This is a genomic window from Candidatus Dadabacteria bacterium, from assembly GCA_026708565.1.
Lineage (GTDB): Bacteria > Desulfobacterota_D > UBA1144 > Nemesobacterales > Mycalebacteriaceae > Mycalebacterium.
This window is the reverse complement of the sequence record JAPOUR010000015.1, coordinates 12,220-31,570: the sequence shown is the minus strand read 5'-3', so window position 1 is coordinate 31,570 and position 19,351 is coordinate 12,220. Positions and strand designations below refer to the sequence as shown.

17 protein-coding genes and 1 pseudogene are annotated in these 19,351 nt (G+C 54.2%); 11 read left to right on the top strand and 7 right to left on the bottom strand.

Going from position 1 to position 19,351, the window contains the following annotated elements; genetic code table 11:
- Positions 1–56: 56 nt before the first annotated feature.
- Together thiC and OXF42_02510 are read left to right on the top strand one after the other, a co-directional pair.
- Entirely contained in the window at positions 57–1,778 is a 1,722-nt protein-coding gene (gene thiC / locus OXF42_02515; protein ID MCY4046970.1) for a phosphomethylpyrimidine synthase ThiC, read from the top strand.
- A 19-nt stretch (positions 1,779–1,797) separates the two neighbouring features.
- Positions 1,798–2,199, top strand: coding sequence for a VOC family protein (locus OXF42_02510; GenBank protein ID MCY4046969.1), 402 nt, complete (start codon positions 1,798–1,800; stop codon positions 2,197–2,199).
- A 285-nt stretch (positions 2,200–2,484) separates the two neighbouring features.
- Here the strand turns inward: OXF42_02510 and OXF42_02505 are convergent, their stop codons facing one another.
- Together OXF42_02505 and OXF42_02500 are read right to left on the bottom strand one after the other, a co-directional pair.
- Positions 2,485–5,391, bottom strand: coding sequence for an autotransporter domain-containing protein (locus OXF42_02505; GenBank protein MCY4046968.1), 2,907 nt, complete (start codon positions 5,389–5,391; stop codon positions 2,485–2,487).
- A 340-nt stretch (positions 5,392–5,731) separates the two neighbouring features.
- On the bottom strand, positions 5,732–6,736 hold the full coding sequence (locus tag OXF42_02500; GenBank protein MCY4046967.1) for a hypothetical protein: 1,005 nt from the start codon (positions 6,734–6,736) through the stop codon (positions 5,732–5,734).
- A 399-nt stretch (positions 6,737–7,135) separates the two neighbouring features.
- On the opposite strand from OXF42_02500, the gene OXF42_02495 reads away from it, so the two are divergent.
- Positions 7,136–7,261 (top strand): hypothetical protein, encoded by a 126-nt coding sequence (locus OXF42_02495; protein ID MCY4046966.1) that lies wholly within the window; start codon positions 7,136–7,138, stop codon positions 7,259–7,261.
- Between the two features lie 47 nt (positions 7,262–7,308).
- On the opposite strand, the gene OXF42_02490 is transcribed toward OXF42_02495, so the two are convergent.
- The 3 genes from OXF42_02490 to OXF42_02480 form a co-directional block, all read right to left on the bottom strand.
- Positions 7,309–8,250: an endonuclease NucS gene (locus OXF42_02490; protein ID MCY4046965.1), complete on the bottom strand. Its 942-nt coding sequence runs from the start codon at positions 8,248–8,250 to the stop codon at positions 7,309–7,311.
- A 125-nt stretch (positions 8,251–8,375) separates the two neighbouring features.
- Entirely contained in the window at positions 8,376–9,389 is a 1,014-nt protein-coding gene (locus tag OXF42_02485; GenBank protein ID MCY4046964.1) for a nucleotidyl transferase AbiEii/AbiGii toxin family protein, read from the bottom strand.
- The gene (locus OXF42_02480; protein MCY4046963.1) at positions 9,382–9,975 is read right to left on the bottom strand and encodes a DUF6088 family protein; all 594 of its coding nucleotides are present in this window, start codon (positions 9,973–9,975) and stop codon (positions 9,382–9,384) included. The genes OXF42_02485 and OXF42_02480 overlap by 8 nt, the downstream gene beginning before the upstream one ends.
- A 151-nt stretch (positions 9,976–10,126) precedes the next feature.
- On the opposite strand from OXF42_02480, the gene carB reads away from it, so the two are divergent.
- The 7 genes and pseudogenes from carB to OXF42_02445 all read left to right on the top strand — a co-directional run bounded on the left by carB (position 10,127) and on the right by OXF42_02445 (position 17,515).
- Positions 10,127–13,330: a carbamoyl-phosphate synthase large subunit gene (gene carB / locus OXF42_02475; protein MCY4046962.1), complete on the top strand. Its 3,204-nt coding sequence runs from the start codon at positions 10,127–10,129 to the stop codon at positions 13,328–13,330.
- Between the two features lie 39 nt (positions 13,331–13,369).
- Positions 13,370–13,843 (top strand): transcription elongation factor GreA, encoded by a 474-nt coding sequence (gene greA, locus OXF42_02470; protein MCY4046961.1) that lies wholly within the window; start codon positions 13,370–13,372, stop codon positions 13,841–13,843.
- Between the two features lie 137 nt (positions 13,844–13,980).
- A pseudogene (msrB, locus tag OXF42_02465) lies at positions 13,981–14,373 on the top strand (peptide-methionine (R)-S-oxide reductase MsrB).
- Positions 14,373–14,849 carry a signal peptidase II gene (gene lspA / locus OXF42_02460; protein ID MCY4046960.1) on the top strand — a complete coding sequence of 159 codons (477 nt, stop codon included), beginning with the start codon at positions 14,373–14,375 and terminating at the stop codon, positions 14,847–14,849. Before msrB ends, lspA begins: the two are co-directional and overlap by 1 nt.
- On the top strand, positions 14,834–15,442 hold the full coding sequence (locus OXF42_02455; protein MCY4046959.1) for a riboflavin synthase: 609 nt from the start codon (positions 14,834–14,836) through the stop codon (positions 15,440–15,442). The genes lspA and OXF42_02455 overlap by 16 nt, the downstream gene beginning before the upstream one ends.
- Positions 15,420–15,968, top strand: a complete 549-nt coding sequence (locus tag OXF42_02450; GenBank protein MCY4046958.1) for a shikimate kinase — start codon at positions 15,420–15,422, stop codon at positions 15,966–15,968. Before OXF42_02455 ends, OXF42_02450 begins: the two co-directional genes overlap by 23 nt.
- A complete protein-coding gene (locus tag OXF42_02445; GenBank protein ID MCY4046957.1) occupies positions 15,965–17,515 on the top strand; it encodes a trypsin-like peptidase domain-containing protein in 1,551 nt (516 codons plus the stop codon). Before OXF42_02450 ends, OXF42_02445 begins: the two co-directional genes overlap by 4 nt.
- Here OXF42_02445 and OXF42_02440 read toward each other — a convergent pair.
- Entirely contained in the window at positions 17,512–17,949 is a 438-nt protein-coding gene (locus tag OXF42_02440; GenBank protein ID MCY4046956.1) for a thioesterase family protein, read from the bottom strand. The genes OXF42_02445 and OXF42_02440 overlap by 4 nt on opposite strands.
- A gap of 101 nt (positions 17,950–18,050) precedes the next feature.
- On the opposite strand from OXF42_02440, the gene OXF42_02435 reads away from it, so the two are divergent.
- Positions 18,051–18,269, top strand: coding sequence for a DNA-binding protein (locus OXF42_02435; protein MCY4046955.1), 219 nt, complete (start codon positions 18,051–18,053; stop codon positions 18,267–18,269).
- A gap of 14 nt (positions 18,270–18,283) precedes the next feature.
- Here the strand turns inward: OXF42_02435 and OXF42_02430 are convergent, their stop codons facing one another.
- Positions 18,284–19,342 carry a hypothetical protein gene (locus OXF42_02430; GenBank protein MCY4046954.1) on the bottom strand — a complete coding sequence of 353 codons (1,059 nt, stop codon included), beginning with the start codon at positions 19,340–19,342 and terminating at the stop codon, positions 18,284–18,286.
- Positions 19,343–19,351 lie beyond the last annotated feature (9 nt).

Below are 19,351 nucleotides of genomic sequence, written 5' to 3'. Positions count from 1 at the left end.
GGTTTAATTCTACACTGCCCGCGCCGGTGTGGTATATTCTCGCGGACGGAAGCGGCATGGCGGAAACATCAATTGAGCGGCGTCCTTTTCCGGGTTCGGAGAAGGTTTATGTTGAGGGAGAACTGCACGGCGGTTTGCGTGTGGCAATGAGGCGCGTCCGTCTTGAGCCCACAAACGGGCTTCCGAACCCGCCGGTTGACATTTACGACACAAGCGGCCCCTACACCGACCCTGAAGCGAGCATAGACGTTCACGGGGGCCTTGAGCCCCGGAGGCGCAAGTGGATAGAGGAAAGGGGGGATGTTGAACCCGCCGCCGGGGGCGCGCCCGGAGGCAACGGGTTTTCCGCCCGCCGCCCGCTCAGGGCGAAAGGCGCAAACAGGGTGACCCAGATGGCTTACGCCCGCCGGGGCGTCATCACTCAGGAGATGGAGTATGCGGCTATAAGGGAGAACTCAAACCCGGAGTTTGTCCGCGATGAAGTGGCGCGGGGCAGGGCGATAATTCCAAGCAACATCAATCATCCCGAATCAGAGCCGATGGTGATAGGGCGCAACTTCCTTGTGAAGGTGAACGCCAACATAGGCAACTCGGCTGTAACATCAAGCGTTGAGGAAGAGGTGGAAAAAGCGGTGTGGGCGTGCCGCTGGGGCGCGGACACGATAATGGACCTTTCAACGGGCAAACGGATACACGAAACCAGAGAGTGGATAATACGCAACTCTCCCGTTCCGGTCGGAACAGTCCCGATATATCAGGCGCTTGAGAAGGTTTCGGGCAGTCCGGAGGAACTCACATGGCAAATCTACCGGGACACCCTAATAGAGCAGGCGGAGCAGGGGGTTGATTATTTCACCATACACGCCGGAGTGCTTCTCAGATACATACCGCTCACCTCGGAGCGGCTTACGGGCATTGTGTCGCGCGGCGGTTCAATAATGGCAAAGTGGTGTCTTTCGCACCACAGGGAAAATTTCCTTTACGAGAACTTCGGGGAGATATGCGAAATTATGAGGGCTTACGACGTGTCTTTTTCTCTGGGAGACGGCCTGAGGCCCGGCTCAATAGCGGACGCCAATGACGCGGCGCAGTTTGCGGAGCTCCAAACCCTCGGCGAACTTACAAAAAAGGCGTGGGAAAACGATGTTCAGGTAATGATTGAGGGCCCCGGACACATACCGATGAATCTGATAAAGGAAAATGTTGACAGGGAGGCGGAGGTCTGCGGTGAAGCGCCTTTCTATACGCTTGGCCCGCTTACAACCGATATTGCCCCCGCCTATGACCATATAACCTCGGCCATCGGGGCGGCGGAAATAGGCAGGCACGGGACGGCAATGCTTTGCTATGTTACCCCCAAGGAGCATCTGGGGCTGCCAAACAAACAGGATGTGAAGGAAGGCGTTATCGCCTACAAGATCGCCGCGCATGCGGCTGACCTTGCAAAGGGGCATCCGCTTGCCCGCGTCCGGGATGACGCGCTCAGCAAGGCGCGTTTTGAATTCCGCTGGAACGACCAGTTCAATCTCTCTCTTGACCCTGAAACCGCGCGGGAATATCACGATGAGACGCTCCCCTCAGACAACGCCAAGAGCGCGCATTTCTGTTCCATGTGCGGGCCGAAGTTCTGCTCAATGGAGATAACGCAGCAGATAAGGGAATATGCGAAAGAGCGGGGAGTTTCCGAAAAAGCCGCCGTCCGCAAGGGTCTTGAAGACAAGGCGAAAGAGTTCAAGGAAAAGGGCGGAAACATTTACTCCGGAGACAAGACGGCGTGACGGTTTTGGCGGGCATGTAATGAAAGTTTATGTGACCAGCGTCTTTGTAGATGACCAGGACAAAGCGGAGAGGTTTTACACTGATATTCTTGGCTTCAAGGTTAAGAACAATATTCCTTTGGGTGAAAATCGCTGGTTGACTGTCGTGTCCGGTGAAGACCCTGAGGGAACGGAAGTGTTACTTGAGCCAAGCAGCCATCCTGCCGTTAAACCCTACAAGGATGCGCTGGTTTCCGATGGCATTCCGGCGCACTCTTTTCAAGTGGACAATCTTGATGCAGAGCGGAAAAGACTCGGCGACCGGGGCGTGAACTTTGTTCAAGAACCGGTGGATGCGGGGCCGGTTCGCGTGGCGGTGTTCGATGATACCTGCGGGAATCTTATTCAGTTGGTTGAGATGATAGATACTGAGCCAAGCTGACAATGAAAGAGAGATAGCGGATTCAGGTCAGGAAAGGAAGTGTGAATTTTGAAGGCTGGCGCGAGGCGGTTCGCGCTGTTGAAAGATGCCTGTTTCGGTTCAAATACGCCATTGGACAGCAGACATCGGGTTCATTGGTGAACGGTAATTCGTTATGCATGGCAGGATGTTATCTGATACTGTTGATGTGTTGTATGAGATTAAGGCGGGTTAAATCAACATGTTAACTCTTTTGCGAGGGCAAAAGACGGACATGCGGACAACAGCAGACGAATTCGTGCTGACTTAAAACATTCCGCTGTAGCGCAAGTAACCCCGGTGCTCCGGTGTTTCGCCTATACGGGAAACGGTCTCAAATCCGGCACTCAGGCCGTTGTTTGTCTTAAAATTGATTCCGCCCGAACGGACAACCGTTGACCTCAATTCCATCTCGCTTCTTGCGAAGATTTTCAGAATGCCCCTCTCCTCCGGAAGAGCAATGCTGTAACCAGCTTCAAAGTTGTAACGCCTCTCTCCGGTCTCCGCTTCTATCTGGCGACCGTTTGCACCGTTTTCCCAAAGATCATCTCTGCGGTCATTCGTTGCGCCCCATTTCGGAGAGAACAATGCATAGGGGCCCGTGCTTCCGTGCGACCAGAGAACATTGCCGGAAAAGCCGTATTCGCTTACTTCCTCGCTGTGGTACACAAGATAACGACCGTCAACATTAACGGTTACTCCCGCGGACGGGACTCGGAAGTTCACACCGCCGCCACCCTCAAGGCCGCTTCCGCCAACCGTGTCTCCAAAATCGCCGCGATACGCCAACTCAACTGAAACACCGGCCGAAGAGCCGCCTGACATTGCCGTCTCAAACTCACCCTCAAATCCGCAACGAACCGTTCCGGCATCGGAATCAATTCCATTGTCTTCCGAAATCCGGGCGAGTACAAGGTCGCCGATTGCATTAACCCTAACCGTTCCGCCGCCGATGGCGGCTTCATACAAAAGACCGCTTCCGCCCGCTCCCGCCATCATATACATCACATTCCTTTTGCGGGTGTCGCCTCCGGTTTCCGTCGTTTCGTTGTCTCCCATTCCGTAGCCTACTGTTCCCCAGAACGTCATCCGGGTGTCGGGACGCCAGCCGAAATACGGGTGAACACTCCACACAAACATCTCGTGCGTGCCTTTCGGATCGGCTACGCCGCCGCCCGTTTCGTAATCAGCGGCGGTCTGAAAAAGGTTGAAACCGATGCCCGCAAGCACATTGTCCGTCAAAAGCGTGTCCGCCCCTATCATTCCGCCGACAATGCTACCGTCAAAGTCTGGTGCATTGTTTTTGTCTTCCACCTCAAACGCCTTGTAGTAGCCACGTCCCCAGACGCCCAAACGGTCAAACGGGCCTCCGGAGTCGACAATCCATCCGCCATTTTTAGCCGCAAACGCAAATGCAAGGTCAGGCAGTTCCAAATTGGGCAACTCCGCCCGTTCGTTTTTCCTTGCCGCTTCCGCCGCAAGGAATTGTTTCCATCCCCTCCCATGCACGGAAACACCGTTGTTTCCCAGACCGTCAAAAGCCGCATTCACTCTGCCGCCTACGGTTTTCGCCGTCTGTAATGCGGCAACGGCCGCCGCTTGCGGCAAAACGGCTTTGTTGGCTTCCTCCGTGACCAGGGTTTCATCATCCCGTATCGTTCCGGTCGCCGTTACGGTGTCGGGAGCCGGGTCACCGATGAAACTCGCGCCCGTCAGGTTTGATAATTGAACAATGACCACGCCGTTACCATCCTGTTCCGTGTTTCCGGTCGTGTCCACGGTGAACATTCTTTCCGCCTGTCCCGCATTAATGGTCAGCGTAGTGGCGGGGGCGCTTGTATAGCGTCCCACCGTAGACCCTTGTGTGAGGGTCTGCCAAGTGAAGGTTACATCATTGACGGAAGTAGCCGGATTGTTGCTTCCGTCCGTCAAACGCGCGGTGAAGGTCAGTGTTTCTCCTTCGCTTGCAAAAACATCATCAACCGTAAGAACAGGTGGACTGTCATCAGCGTCAGTGATAGTAACTGTTGCCGTTGCTGTTTGGATGCCAGCCCCCATTTCGCCCGACAGAGTTACCGTAAATGTCTCGTCTTCCTCTCCGTAAACAGTGTCCGGCAAGATCGGAATCATTATAGTTTTCTCCGTTTCTCCCGTAGCAAAATTCAGTGTCCCCGATGTGTCCGTGTAGTCGCCGGGTTCCTCCGCCGTTCCGTCCGAGGTTGTATATTGCACCGAGGCCTCTTCGTTTATCTCCGTATTCAGCGCTACAGTTAGAGTAATACTGTCCGCATCTTCACTCACAGTCGGTGCGACCGGCGAGATTGAGAATGCGCGGTCATTGTCAATAATTTCTACGGTAACGGTGTTTTGTTCGCCTACACCGTAGGAAAACTGCTCTCTTGGGTCCTTCGGGATGAGGGCGATTGTTATAAACCCGTTGGACTGGGGAATGTTATTGTCCGCCACATTGTAGGTGAACCAAACTATGGTGTTATCTCTGCGAATGTGCGGAGTGGAGGGGTCTACTCCACTGGGACTGAAACTCCCCATGTAGCCGTCACTGATATTGAGGTCGTAATTAAGGGTAAAGTTATATGAACTTTCAGCCGCGCTCCGCGCGACGGCAAATGTGAATGATACTGACCCGCCTTCCGTAACGACAGCGCTACTCGCACTGACTGTTGCCAATGTGCCCTCATTATCCAGAATGGTGCCCGTTGCCTCACTACGAATGAGATTCAATTCCCCGCTCGGACTTGACAGTCTGACCAGAAATCGTTCATCCACAGTTCCCGACGAAACTCCCACGTTAGCAGGAATGTCCTCATTTTCTGAGTCATCGACAATCGCCACCCCTATTGTCTTTGTGGTCTCACCGCGTGCAAACATCAGTGTGCCGCTTGTTGCCGTATAGTCAGTTCCCGCCGTTGCTGATACCGGAGTGGCATCGGCGGTTGCATAATTCACCATAACCGTTTCCGTCTGCGCCTGACTAATCGTTACTTCAAAAATCATTGTTTCGCCCTCAACCGCATGGGCGTCCGCGATGGAGAACCCGGCCTGTTCTTGGGCCTCCGCTGGAGTTGCCGCAAAGCCAAGCGACAGCAATGCAACGGCAAAACAGATTGCTACCCGCAAGATGAAAATGGAAGCGTGCTGTTTGATGGTTTTCAAAAGGGTTGTTCCTGAACAGGTTGGTTTTGCTGATTGTAATAAATAGGGGAGATATGTCAATGGCAACCCCGCCACCATAATGACAATGACTGTTTCCTCGGTGGCAAACTGCTACTCTACCAAGAATGGTTGAAGTCTTTTTTCTGAAACCATTTCTTGTGAATCTGACTGGCTTAAAGGTGGCGGGCGCAGAAGCCTACCTTCCTGTCATTCCTTGCTCCGACAAGGAATCCAGAGTGGGTGGGGCAAATTGTTATACATGAAGGGTGATCGGCGTTGTGTAGGTTTTGAATAGTCAATCTATGTCAATTGTAGGCGAGAAGACATGCCACAATGATAATCAATCATCCTTTGACATCGTATCAAAGTGATAACTACACAGGCTACCATTGCTATGTAGGTAGTCATCCAGAGTCAACTCTTGTCCGCAAATGCCACAGTTTTTGTCTGACAAAGTGAAGTCGCAATACGGATTAAGGCACTGACCTTCTGCGAAAACATAAGTTTCCTTGAAGCACTCGGGACACGTATCTATTACTGGTCCGGCGCCATCTTTTATAGCGATGTAATTGTCTCCCCGGAGACTTTCTTCTAATGCTACCTCTATTACACTATCTATATCCGATTTCTCATCACATTCAGAGCACACTAAAATCAAGTCCTCAGGATGAATGGTTGTCTTGTTGTTGTTTTTAATTAGTGTAGACGAGCACTTCTGGCAATGGAAATCGTTTAATGAGCGTTCTATAGTTGCACTTCCCCAAACGACCTTATTGAAACTTTCCCTACAAGCATCTTGCTCTCTCTTCAAAACTTCCGCTTCTCCAAGCAATATATTCCATGCTTGCTTACCTAAAAGTTGAGGCGGAGAAGTTTCAAGTTGATTCACAATCACATCGCGAATAATCGGCATTGCATCCGCGACCGCTTCTTGGATTAGTGCGGGTGCATGGTTAGGGTGTTTGTGTTCTATCTCATTGCGAATTTTCCCAAGGCGACCTAGTTTTGATAAATTGACTTGTATTTGAAGTTGTTTGAAGCATTCTTCTATTTCAAGGCGACCAACAGTATTTCTGCCAGCACCAACGAATATTATGGTGCCATCGGCCTGTTTTTTTGCTTGTTTCTTGGCGAAAATGAGCACATCTTTAGATTCTGGAGGTGACAGTCTACGCAGAACTTCCTTACAGAGCAGAAGCACCCCAGAGTAAAGGTTACGTGTAGCAGAAATGATGCGACGCTTATCATCAGATTCAAAGTCTTGCAATCCCAATTGGATTGAAGATATCGCGTTTTGAAGTAGCGGGTTAACTACATCTTTAGTGTCATCTTTGCCCACACTCATAGCACTTTCTTTACAAAACTATTATATCAAGCAGGTCTTATTACGGGCAACCCTTTATGTTGACTGCTACTCTCCCGAATGGTTGAAGCCTTCTTTCTGAAATCGCTTTTTGCGGGTCAGACGGGGTGAAATCCGGTGGTAGCGGAGCCACCTTTACGTCATTCCTTGCTCCGACAAGGAATCCAGAGGGGGTGGGACAGAAATTTTTTGAGCAGAGTAAGCCCTACTTGAAAGTAAGTGTTGGCACTTCTTCTTGACAAGTGGCTGTCCGTGCTTAATTTAGAGATGAGTCATACATCGCATAGGTGGGTGATTCAAGGAGAATTTATAATGAATAAAGCATTAGTATATAAGATAACGGACCTGAGAAAATTCTGTAGCAAATCAGGTTTGATACGGTTGAGCAAAGTAATATATGGTATGGCAAAGGACGGCACAATCTACAAAAGAGGTGGCAAAAGTTACAAGAGAGATGGCGATTGTGAAAGTTACATGAATGCTGTTACGGAACTTCATGATTTGTAACAGCGTAGCGGGTTAGGCATCGAATGTTATAGGCAGTAAGAAGATTCTTACTCAACCTTCTCAAGATGAACAGCCCCATAGTCAATCTTGTATGTGCAGAAGTCAATGTTAGACACTTCTGACAAGGATCTTTCCACCTTCTTGTCTTTTTCTGTGGCGATTATTACGCCTCGGACTACCTGACTCTTCTTTGCCAATTTCTCTTTGACAAAGCCAATGTAGCGCTGGCATTGCGCGACAACGGTATCGGGGGCTTTGCTCACTTTCAGTTCAACTACAAGAAAGGTTTTTCTGTCTTTGCTTATAGCAAGAATATCAATCCGTTCTTCCAAGTCTGTAGGGTATTGCTTACCGCTTCGCCCTTCCGTGTCTCTGTAAATGTCAAAGCCCTTGCCAAAGACAGTGTTCTCCCAATGTGAACAAAGAAAATTTTCCAACTCCGCTTCTGTAGAGAAAGAAACTCTATGAGCGTTCGAGTCATCCACTTTTATGTAAGATTTGTCGATATTTGTTTTGTCACCTCTTAGACTTGTTGGCCTGAGTAAGTTTGATATCTCCTGTCTCTTCCCTTTCTCTTCCCCCAGTCCAAAGGCCGACATCAGTGCCACCTGATTTTTTCTCTCATTTTCCTCTCTCTCTTTCCACAGGTCAAAAGCCGTCCAACCACCATTATGCCTCGTTTCTATATCCGCCCCTGCTTCTACCAATACCCTTATTGCTTTGGTATGTCCTTTTTTCACTGCCTTCATCAGAGCCGTCCCGCCGTATCTATCCCTTGCTTCTATGTCTGCTCCCGCTTCCAGCAATGCCAGTATTGCTTTAGTGTTTCCGTCAGCCGCTACCCGCATTAGAGGTGTCCAGCCTTTATTATCTTCTGTTTCCTCTATATCCGCCCCTGCTTCCAGTGATTCCCATATTGCTTTGGTATCGCCATCCTCTGCCGCCCGTATCAACGCCGTTTTCCTATCATCGCTTGCTATTTTTTCCATCTCTCGCCCACTCCTGTCATTGTTTAATTGAATGGCGGAAAACCTAATAGTAACAGCCGTTTCTGTCAACGGGGAATTCCCCTTGCCCTCTCTGGATCGCTCGGAATGACGGGAGAGGTCTATATTCACCTACCATTGGCACGGGCAACGATACTTGAACAATGATCCAAAAGACTTTCAAAATCCTCAACTTCTTCCCATAATAAACCGTCATCAATCATATCTTCGTAGTCCTCTCTCAAACTGTCTCTCGCAGCGCCTTTCGGCACAAGGCACAGCCCTCCACTAACAGCGGCCTCGTAATCAATGATCTTGCCATCATCTCCCTTTTCAGCAAAAAATACGCTCTTGTGCTTTGCAACACTCCGGGCTAAATCCCTGTCACTTATTGCGGAGTCAGCGATACCCGCATCATCCAGTTTGACAAGGTCGTAAAAGTGCCGCGAGAAGCGTTTTCCTCTGAGTCTCTTTTGAAGGCAGTAGACGTGAATCGCCGTGGCTTTTTCCCAGAAAGTGCGCTCCGCTTTCATCGTATTGGGACGCGCAATTGGGAATACCAGCCCGTCATCAAGCAAGTCGGCGGCATCACAAGTTACTCCATGAACACTCGCCGGTTCGCCTGTTGAGCGCGCCCCGAATTCAAGCATTACCCGAGGGGCAACATAATTTGACCCGGCTATTGCAGGTTTGTATTTGATAAACAGTTTGTCATTTTCCGCGCTCGTCGTAGCATTTAGTTCTTCTTGACGAATGGTTCGGTCTATCTGCGGTTGCACAGACCCTGTAACCCAATCCGGCAGACGTTTCCGAATTTCTTTGGACCAGCGCTTCTCTTGACTGCCCGTTTTAGGTAGCGCCTCACCATCTGCGCCTATCAAGTCCGGAATAATTTTCCGAATGTCATAGGTAATATCCACATCTTCCGAAAAACGCTTGATTACATTATGCGCTTTGGACAAAGATGTGCCGCCCTTGAAAACCAGATGTTCTCCAAACGGCGATTCAAAAAGGGTTTGCAACGCCCAAACAACCCAAACATCCTTTTCAAGCAAGTGAGCGGGCCGTCCGGACTTCGTAGCCGCGACTTCCAGCGCATTACGCCGACTCCTCGCGGACAAACCCATGAATCTCTCAGCCATGCGCCACCTTGTTGACACTCAAGGCCAACCATGTCGGCAGTTGCGGTGTGGCGGCAACCAGTTCCTTAAAAGCGGAGGAGGGGAGGACGCGCTTCAGTTTTTCAAGCGCCGCGCCGGTTTCCTCCGGGCCTAACCAAGCCAGCGCGCGGACCGCCTGCCCGGCGGGACGACCAGCCAAAGCCAGTTGCCAGCGGGGAGCGTGCCGGAGTTCCACAATCTGCCCGCCGAGGCTCATCTCGCGGCTGCGCCCCGATGTCAGATAGATATACCGCACCGGCACCTGAGTTGTAAGTCCGAGATTGTTTGCAGCGGCTGCGCCGCCGGACACGATGACCTCTCCGCACTGCCGGGCCAGCGCACGGATTGCCAGTTCCACCGAGGGAGGCCGCTTGCCGAAGCGGGTTGAGACCGGACGGAAATAAAGCCCCCGCCCGGCGCGAATCAACCGCCCGCGCCTTGCAAGGCGCGACAGGGCCTGATCCACCGCAGCGCGTTTGCCGAGATGGAGCAGGCTTTTGGCCGCGACGGGCGCCCCTTCGGGCAATCCGCCGACATGGGCCAGAATTTGGTTGCTAATGCTTGTCATGTCAGAAATATAGGCGAGTTTCTGACACCTTGCAAGCGCTGATTTCAATTAGTAATCAACCGTAGCACTGAAAGGGAAGCAAGAAATGAAGAAAGTGATTCTCTCCCCTTGCGCCCCTTCCCGTTCATTATAAACTAACCCCCAATCTCCCATGCCCAAACGAACGGATATACAAAGCATACTGCTAATCGGCTCCGGCCCGATAGTTATCGGTCAGGCGTGCGAGTTTGACTACTCCGGCACTCAGGCGTGCAAAGCGCTCAGAAGCGACGGATACAAAACCATCCTCGTCAACAGCAATCCCGCCACCATAATGACCGACCCCTCGGTGGCCGACCGCACCTACATAGAGCCGATAGAGCCGAAAACCGTTGCAAAGATCATTGAAAAAGAACGCCCGGACGCCCTTCTGCCCACCCTCGGCGGCCAGACGGCGCTCAATACGGCCGTTGCGCTTGCCGCAGACGGAACCCTTGAAAAGTTCGGAGTCAAACTCATCGGGGCAAACCTTGACGCCATAAACAAGGCGGAAAGCAGGGAACAGTTCAAGGAAGCCGTTTTGAGTATCGGTCTGCGGACGCCGAAAAGCGGCCTCGCCCACAACATGCGCGAGGCGTGGGACGTGGTTGAGGAGATTGGCTTTCCGGCAATTATCCGGTCTTCCTTCACCCTCGGCGGCAGCGGCGGCAGCATCGCCTACAACAGAGAGGAATTCCCCGACTACGCCGGGGCGGGGCTTGATTCCAGCCCCATAAGCGAAATCCTGATTGAAGAGTCCGTTTTAGGATGGAAAGAGTTTGAACTTGAGGTAATGAGAGACCTCAAAGACAACGTGGTCATTATCTGCTCCATTGAAAACCTTGACCCCATGGGGGTTCACACCGGAGACAGCATAACGGTCGCGCCCGCGCAGACGCTTACGGACAAAGAGTATCAATCCCTCAGAGACGCGTCCGTCGCAATCATCAGGGAGATAGGAGTTGACACGGGCGGCTCAAACATACAGTTCGCCGTTAACCCCGAAAACGGCGAATTTGTTGTTATTGAAATGAACCCGCGCGTTTCAAGAAGCTCCGCGCTCGCCTCAAAGGCGACCGGTTTCCCCATAGCGAAAATCGCCGCCAAATTAGCCGTGGGATACACGCTTGACGAAATATCAAACGACATAACGCGATACACTCCCGCCTCGTTTGAGCCCGCAATAGACTATGTTGTTACTAAAATTCCCCGGTTTGCCTTTGAGAAATTTCCGGACGCGTCTTCGGTTCTCACGACCCAGATGAAATCAGTCGGCGAGGCAATGGCGATTGGCAGAACTTTCAAGGAGTCGCTGCAAAAGGCGATGAGGTCTCTTGAGGCCGACCGCGCCTTTTTTGAGCCGGTTTCCGGCGACCCCGAACAGGTGAGGCAGGGCCTCGGCACACCGGGGCCGAACCGTTTGTGGCTCGTTGCGGACGCATTGCGCCTCGGCTTCGGGCAGGATGAAATCCACCGCTTTTCCTCCATAGACCCGTGGTTTATCCGCAACATTGCCCAAATTGTTGAGCAGGAAAACGTTATCAAAAAACATGCCGGTTCGCCGCCGCCCCCGGATGTCCTGAGAGAGTCCAAGGAAAAGGGCTTTTCCGATGTCGCCATCGCTTCGCTTGTCGGCATAACCGAAGATGAGGTCAGAGACGAACGCGCGAGGCTCGGAATACTTCCCTCCTATAAAATGGTTGACACCTGCGCCGCGGAGTTTGAATCCTACACGCCGTATCTTTACTCAACCTACGACAGCCGGAGCGAGGCCCCGCCCGGCGATTCAAAAAAGGTGATGATTCTCGGCGGCGGGCCCAACAGAATAGGGCAGGGCATAGAGTTTGACTACTGTTGCGTTCACGCGGCAATGGCGATGAAGGAGCGCGGGTATGAAACCATAATGGTTAATTGCAATCCCGAAACCGTGAGCACGGATTACGACACCTCCGACCGCCTTTATTTTGAGCCGCTGACGTTTGAGGATGTGCTGTCAATTATTGACAGGGAAAAGCCCGAAGGCGTTATCGTCAATTTCGGCGGGCAGACGCCGCTCAACCTTGCCGTCCCGCTTGAGAAGCGCGGCGTGAAAATAATGGGAACTCCTCCCGACAGCATAGACCTTGCCGAAGACAGGGAGCGGTTCAATGAACTGGTTTCACAACTGGGTCTCAAACAGCCCGGCGGCGCGATAGCAAAAAGCCCCGAAGACGCGGCACGCAAGGCGGCGGAGATCGGCTACCCCGTGGTGGTGCGCCCCTCCTACGTGCTTGGCGGCAGGGCGATGGAAATAGTCTATAAAGAGCGCGACCTTGTGCGCTACATAAACGAGGCGGCAAAGGTTTCACCGAACCGCCCCATACTTATAGACGAATTTATGAAACACTCCGGCGAGGTGGATGTGGACGCCGTTTGCGACGGCAAAAATGTTGTGGTCGGCGCGATAATGGAGCACATAGAGGAGGCGGGAGTTCACTCCGGCGACAGCGCGATGATTACGCCTCCGGTGGCGATGAGCGAAGACACCGCCCGCGAAATAACGGCGCAGACAAAGGCGCTCGCGCTTGCGCTGGGTGTTCGCGGGCTTGTAAACGTCCAGTTCGCCGTGCGCGGCGGGGAGGTTTTCATCATTGAGGTCAACCCGCGCGCAAGCAGAACCGTGCCGTTTGTCAGCAAGGCAATCGGAGTGCCGCTTGCCAAGGTGGCGACGCGCGTCATGTCCGGCATGACCCTTGAGGAGGCGGGCCTCGCAAAGGAGACCGCGCCCCGGATGTTTTGCGTCAAAGAGTCCGTTTTCCCGTTTGCGCGTTTCCCCGGAGTGGACACCATACTGGGCCCGGAGATGAAATCCACGGGCGAGGTTATGGGCATGGATGAGGACGGCGACAGGGCTTTTGCGAAGTCTCAAATCGCTGCGGGAAACCCGCTTCCCGTTTCGGGAACGGCGTTTATAAGCGTTCGGGACGAAGACAAAAACGACGCCCTCGCTGACATTGCCCGGCGTCTTGAGAGCGCGGGTTTTGAAATTGCCGCCACGGCGGGCACGGCGCGGTTTCTTTCCTCATGCGGCGTTTCGTGCTCTGCGGTCAAGAAAGTCAAAGAGGGGCGTCCCAACATTGTTGACCTTCTCAAAAACGGCGGCATCCAACTCGTCATCAACACCACGACGGGCAAAGAGCAGGTGCTTCAATCGTTCTCAATCCGGCGCACCTCCCTTATGAACTCCATCGCCTATTTCACCACCGTTGAGGGCGCGCGGGCGGCGGCGGGCGCGATAGCGGAGATGGTGTCGGGAGAGGGGCTCTCGGTGGTCGCGTTGCAGGATTTTGAGAATTAAGGCGCTATTCTATAGAGTGTATGGAGAGGTTTGATTGAAATGGCTGAAAGAGTTCCCATAACGCCGGGCGGTTACGAAAAACTCAAACGTGAACTTGAGCATCTCAAAAATGTTGAGCGCCCAGAGGTCATAAAGCAGATTCAATACGCGCGCAGTCTGGGAGACCTGTCCGAAAACGCCGAGTATGAAACGGCGAAGAACAAGCAGTCAATGGTTGAGGGCAGAATACAGGATCTTGAGGCGAAAATCAGCCTTGCGGAAATCATAGACCCCGCCCAGATAAAGAACAGAGACAAGGTGGTTTTCGGCCTCACCGTTACGGTTGAAGATGTTGAGACGGGGGATGAGACCAGATACCAGCTCGTCGGCCCGGACGAGACCGACCCGGACAATGGCCTTATTTCCGTCACTTCGCCCATTGGCAGGGCGCTTGTGGGAAAACAGGTTGATGATGAAGTCCGGGTGACGACTCCCGGAGGAGTCAGAGACCTCATTGTAGCGGGGATAGATTGAGCGCGCCGCGGATCTTTGCGCTTGCTTTTGCGCTTGTTTTCACGGCGTTTTCCGTCTGCCGGGCGCATACCTCCCACACCGAAAGCCATCCCGTCCACCTTGACGGAGTTGATGCGGACCGCGTTGACTGGCGGTCTAAAACCACGGACTACTGGCGCGAAGTTCTCTCGCCCCGCCGTTTCAGGGTTTGCAGGAGCGGGGGAACGGAGCGGGCTTTCAGCGGAAAATATGACCGTTTTTACGAGGCCGGAATATACAAGTGCTCAAGTTGCGGCCTGCCGCTTTTTTCCTCCGAACACAAATACAACTCCCGCACGGGCTGGCCCAGTTTTTGGCGTCCAATAAGAGAAGGCGCGGTCGCCTACAAGGAAGACCGCTCTTTCGGCATGTTGCGCACGGAAATAGTGTGCGCCCGTTGCGGCGCTCATCTCGGGCATGTCTTTAATGACGGCCCCCGCCCCACGGGGAAACGTTACTGCGTGAACTCCGTGTGCCTGTTTCACGAGAGGGAAAAGAAGCGGGGTTTCTGATGGCCGTTTTGCGGGGGCGTTTTCTGGTTGCGACTGTTTCCGCCGCATGCGTTGACCTTGCGGTAAAGTCTGCCGTCATCACCGCCGTGGCGACCGGGGCGCGCCATGAGGTTCTGCCCTTTGTTGATATTGTCCGCCACACAAACGCGGGAATAGCGTTCGGGCTGTTTCAGGAACTGGGGGATTTCCCCCGCCTTTTTCTTCATGTTTCCGCCCTTGTGCTTGCGGGGGTTTTTGCCGTGCTGTTTCTCAGGCGCGGGGCAAACGCGCTCGCAGTGGGGCTGGTAACCGGCGGCGCGATTGGAAACTCCGTGGAAAGGCTGGTTTTCGGCGGTGTTACGGATTTTGTCAGCGTTCACTGGTTTGGAAGCGAATCGTTGCGCTGGCCCGCGTTCAATATGGCCGATGTTTTTATAACTGTGGGCGCGGCGGCGCTTGTGGTAGATTTGCTTACGGCGCGATGTTCACGGGGATAGTTGAAGACACGGGGACGGTGGGTTTTGTCCGTTCCGGAGACGGCGGCGCGGAGATATCCATAAGGCCGCTGTCCACGGATGCGGGCTCTCTCGCCATTGGTGAAAGTGTCGCCGTGAACGGCGTCTGCCTCACGGTGGTGTCTGTGGGCGGCGGCGGGTTTATCTGCCAGATGTCGCAGGAGACCGTCTCAAAAACCACAATGTCATCCGTTGGCGGCGGCGACACGGTCAACCTTGAGAGGTCTGTGCGTCCGGACGGGCTGATGGGCGGCCACATAGTAACGGGGCACATAGACGGGGTGGGAAAGGTAACGGGGAGAACGCCGCGCGGAAATTCGGTGGAGTTTTGGTTTTCCCTTCCGGGCGGCTTTATGAGGTATGTCGCGCCCAAGGGCTGCATATCTCTGGACGGCGTGAGCCTGACGGTGAACGAGGTGACGGATGCCGGTTTTTCGGTCAACATCATTCCGCACACCCTGTCGCATACAACTTTTTCCTCGCTTCCGGTCGGCGGCGGGGTAAATTTTGAGTGCGACATTGTGGCAAAATACATTGAGAGGCTGGCGGTCTTTGGCGGCGGAAAAACTTCCTGAAAAAATCTTCCTGACCGGTTTTATGGGAGCCGGAAAAACCTCGGCGGGCCGCGCGCTCGCGCGGCGGCTGGGTGTGCGTTTCCGCGATTTGGACGAATTCATCGCCTTGCGGGAGGGCATGAGCATAGAAGACATATTCTCATCGTCCGGCGAAGACGGGTTCAGGGAGGCGGAGTCCGCCGCGCTTGTCGGGATTTGCTCGGCGGCCGGTCCCGCGGTTGTTTCCACGGGCGGCGGGGCGGTGATCTCGGAGCGCAACCGCCGCGCTATGGAACGCGCCGGAGTTGTTATATACTTGAAGGCGAAACTTGAGACCCTGATGCGGAGAGTTTCGCTTGACGCCCCAAGGCCTCTTTTGAAGGTTGAAGACCCCGCCGCAAGGGCGGCGGAACTTCTGGCCGCGCGCGCGAGTTTTTACGAGGATGCCGATTTCATAATAGAGACGGACGGACTCTCTCCGGAGCGCGTCGCCGACAGGGCGGAGGAAATTTTGCGCGGGGCGCAAAGGAGTTTGAAAAAAAGATGAAAAACAAAAGTTTGCTTTTGCTCGCCGTGGTTGCGGTTGTTTTTGGCTTTGTCCTGTCAAGGGGCTTTTCCACGGAAGGGACGGGCGTCCGCCGTCCGCCGGCGGTTTCCGCGCCCTCCCATGAGGATGCGGAGCCGGTTCGGGAAATCCCGCCTGAGCAGTCCGCGCCGCCCGTTCAGACCTTTTCCCCTCCGCTTCAGGGGCGCGAGGGTTTTCCCTCTTTTGCCGACCTTGTTGACAGGCACAAGCCCTCGGTTGTCAACATAAGCACAACCACCGTTACGCGGTTCAGCGGTTTCGGCGGTTTTGAAGGTTTCGGCGGCGACATGTTTGAGCAGTTTTTCGGAGACTTTTTCGGGCAGATGCCGCAGAGGGAATACAAAAACAAAGGCGTGGGCTCCGGTTTCATCATAGACCCCGGCGGGCACATCGTAACCAACCACCATGTTGTGGAGAAAGCCGAAACAATAGAGGTGACTCTTGAAAACGGCTCAATATACAAGGCGGCGGTGGTGGGGGCCGACCCGAAGACGGACATAGCCCTTCTCAAAATAACCCCGAAGCGGGGGGAGAAACTTGTCCCCGTCCGGTTTGGCAGTTCGGAAAACACACGCATAGGCGAGTGGGTTTTTGCTATAGGAAACCCGCTCGGCTTCGGATACACGGTTACTGCGGGAATTGTCAGCGCGAAGGGCAGGTCTCTGAACATGGGCGCGTATGACAACTTCATACAGACGGACGCCCCCCTGAACCCCGGCAACAGCGGCGGGCCGCTGTTCAACCTTGACGGCCTTGTGATAGGGGTCAACACCGCGATTGCCTCACGGGGGCAGGGCATCGGGTTTTCAATTCCCGTTGACACGGTCTCGGTTATCGTGCGCCAGTTGAAGGAAAAAGGTTTTGTCGTCAGGGGCTGGATAGGGGTTTCCATACAGAATCTCACCGAGGAACTCGCCGCGGGGTTTGGCCTCAAGGACACGCGCGGGGCGCTTGTGAGCGAGGTTTTTTCGGGCGGCCCCGCGGAGCGGGGGGGAATGCGTCCCGGAGATGTCATACTGAATTTCCACGGCAGTGAAGTTAAAGACCCTTCCGAACTTCCGAGGATAGTGGCAAATCTCAAGCCCGGCACAAGGGCGAAGGTCAGGGTGTTCAGGGACGGCTCTGAAAAGACGCTCAATCTGACCGTTGCGCAGATGGAGGACGGCGGCGAGCGCAAAGTTTCGCGCGGCGGCGGGGAGCCCGCATCAGAGCCGTCCACGGTCGGCGTCCGGGTTGCGTCCGTTGACCCCGGGCTTGCGCGGCGTTACGGGCTGGGTTCTCAGAAAGGGGTTGTGGTCATCGGGGTTACAAGGGGAAGCACCGCCGCCGAGGCGGGTATCAAGGAGGGAGACCTGATACTTGAGGTGAACGGGAGAGAAATTGCCTCGCCCTCCGAATACACAAGCGCGATTGGAAAGATAAAAAAGGGAGACACCGCCCGTTTTCTTATACGAAGGAGGGGCGGCAACGCTTTTGTTCCGGTAAGGATTCCCGAAAACGGCCGTTAAAGCGGGCGCATCTCCGACAACAACCGCCGGAACTCCTCCGGAACCCGCATCGCTTTTCTCTTCTCATAGTCAAAAAACACAACGCCGGTTTTCACCCTCGCCACCTCAACCCCGCGCCTCCGCTCCGATACGAGATAAAACAGTTCCAGCCCGCTTTTGCTGAACTCCCCGCGCGCAATTTTGACATTCAGCGTGTCGCCGTAAAATGACTCATTGGTGTATGACAGATGGGCGTCCGCAAGGACTATCGCCCCGCCGAAAACATCGGTCTCGCTCGCGCCCATGCTTTTGAACAACCGCACGCGCGCCTCATGCGTGATGCTCAACACGGAATCATGCCCCACATGCCCGCCGTAGTTTATGTCGCCAATGCGAACCGCTATGTCGGTTGAGAAAATGAAGGAATCCGGCATCTCAATTTTTACCCTTGCCATGGCAATCAATATAAGCCCATCGCCGCCCGCGGACAAGCGGTTTGATTTTTTCAGTTTTGCTGATACCCTAACGCTCCTTATCAAGTTCGGGGGTGAACATAATGAATGGCGAGAACTCTGAAAAGAGCCATTTAAGCACACAGGTGAACATTGAACAGAAGAAGTTCTTTTTTGACCTCAAGGAAAACCACAAAGGGAAGTATGTCCGCATAACCGAGGTTAGCGGCGGGCGTTCCTGCATCGTTATTCCTCTGAGCGGGGCGGAATCCTTCAGCGAAGGGCTTGCCGATATAATGAAGCAGGCAACGGTTCTGGATTAAGTCCTTTGCCGCCCCTAACGGGGCGCGACCTTTCCTTTTCGCACTCTGATTTTCACGCGGTCTCTGTCCGGCGTGTAGTTGAGAATGCCGACCGGCAGATTGCGGTATTGCGCCGTTTCGCCGGGCGGGGGCGGGTTTTTAATTCTGAACTCGTTGGATATGACCGGCGTTCCGCTCCTTGAGAAGAACTCCGCAATCATCGTTATTTCATCGTAGCGGACGGCGCTCGCGTTTCTCAGGACAAGATGCCGTATGATTCCCGCCGACCCGGCGATTCCGCTTCCCCACTCAAACTTCTCAACGCGTATGTCGTAGGCGGGAACAGGCTCCGGAGCGTCCGCTTCCTCCCCGGTCTCCCCGCCGCGCATAAGCGCCCCGCGCTTGGCGCTCACCGGCTCGGCGGACACTATCCTGACCTCCACCGCATCCGTGTCCGGGCGGACAAACCCCGGATTGATGTTTTTATAAACCGTCTCCGCTTCCGCTTCCGCCGTTTTTTCCGTCATAACGCCGGTTGACGCAAGCGCCCTGCCGCCGCTTTTCTGTATGACGAGAAACCTGACCGACCCGTACGGCACGGAAGACGGATTTTTGACCGTTACACTTCCCACCGTTCCCACTCCGGCTCCCGCCCCGCCTCCGCGCCAGTCAACATTTGAAACCACAAGCGGGTGGGGCGGCGCGCCCGCGCTATCCTTCGCCTTCCGCCCGCCGACAACTCCCAGCTTCACCGAATCCATGGCGGCGTTCATAACGCCGAGCCGCACATTTGCAAAAGTTTTGACCTCTCCGGCTTTGAGCCCCCCTCTGACCGTGCCCCGGACGCTTCCCGCCGCCGAGCCGTCCCTTTTGTAGAAACGCGCCTTTAGTCTGACGGACGAGTAGTCCGTCCGTCCGGAGTTTCTGAGCGTTACCTCGGAAAACACAGCCCTTCTGCCGGGGCCTCCCGACCCCCACTTGAACCCCTCAACCGTGATGTCCGAACGCGGCCCCGCCGCCGCAGGCGCGGGAGCGAACAGCAACACGGGAAGCAGCAACGCAAGAAGGGGCGGGACGGTGAAAAAAGGTTTCATTTCGCTGTT

What these genes read in the sequence shown, in the direction of transcription:
- thiC (MCY4046970.1), top strand. Translation starts at nt 57, where the DNA reads ATGGCGGAAACATCAATTGAGCGGCGTCCTTTTCCGGGTTCGGAGAAG.
- OXF42_02510 (MCY4046969.1), top strand. Translation starts at nt 1,798, where the DNA reads ATGAAAGTTTATGTGACCAGCGTCTTTGTAGATGACCAGGACAAAGCG.
- OXF42_02500 (MCY4046967.1), bottom strand. Translation starts at nt 6,736, where the DNA reads ATGAGTGTGGGCAAAGATGACACTAAAGATGTAGTTAACCCGCTACTT.
- OXF42_02490 (MCY4046965.1), bottom strand. Translation starts at nt 8,250, where the DNA reads ATGGAAAAAATAGCAAGCGATGATAGGAAAACGGCGTTGATACGGGCG.
- OXF42_02485 (MCY4046964.1), bottom strand. Translation starts at nt 9,389, where the DNA reads ATGGCTGAGAGATTCATGGGTTTGTCCGCGAGGAGTCGGCGTAATGCG.
- OXF42_02480 (MCY4046963.1), bottom strand. Translation starts at nt 9,975, where the DNA reads ATGACAAGCATTAGCAACCAAATTCTGGCCCATGTCGGCGGATTGCCC.
- carB (MCY4046962.1), top strand. Translation starts at nt 10,127, where the DNA reads ATGCCCAAACGAACGGATATACAAAGCATACTGCTAATCGGCTCCGGC.
- greA (MCY4046961.1), top strand. Translation starts at nt 13,370, where the DNA reads ATGGCTGAAAGAGTTCCCATAACGCCGGGCGGTTACGAAAAACTCAAA.
- lspA (MCY4046960.1), top strand. Translation starts at nt 14,373, where the DNA reads ATGGCCGTTTTGCGGGGGCGTTTTCTGGTTGCGACTGTTTCCGCCGCA.
- OXF42_02455 (MCY4046959.1), top strand. Translation starts at nt 14,834, where the DNA reads ATGTTCACGGGGATAGTTGAAGACACGGGGACGGTGGGTTTTGTCCGT.
- OXF42_02445 (MCY4046957.1), top strand. Translation starts at nt 15,965, where the DNA reads ATGAAAAACAAAAGTTTGCTTTTGCTCGCCGTGGTTGCGGTTGTTTTT.
- OXF42_02440 (MCY4046956.1), bottom strand. Translation starts at nt 17,949, where the DNA reads ATGGCAAGGGTAAAAATTGAGATGCCGGATTCCTTCATTTTCTCAACC.
- OXF42_02435 (MCY4046955.1), top strand. Translation starts at nt 18,051, where the DNA reads ATGAATGGCGAGAACTCTGAAAAGAGCCATTTAAGCACACAGGTGAAC.
- OXF42_02430 (MCY4046954.1), bottom strand. Translation starts at nt 19,342, where the DNA reads ATGAAACCTTTTTTCACCGTCCCGCCCCTTCTTGCGTTGCTGCTTCCC.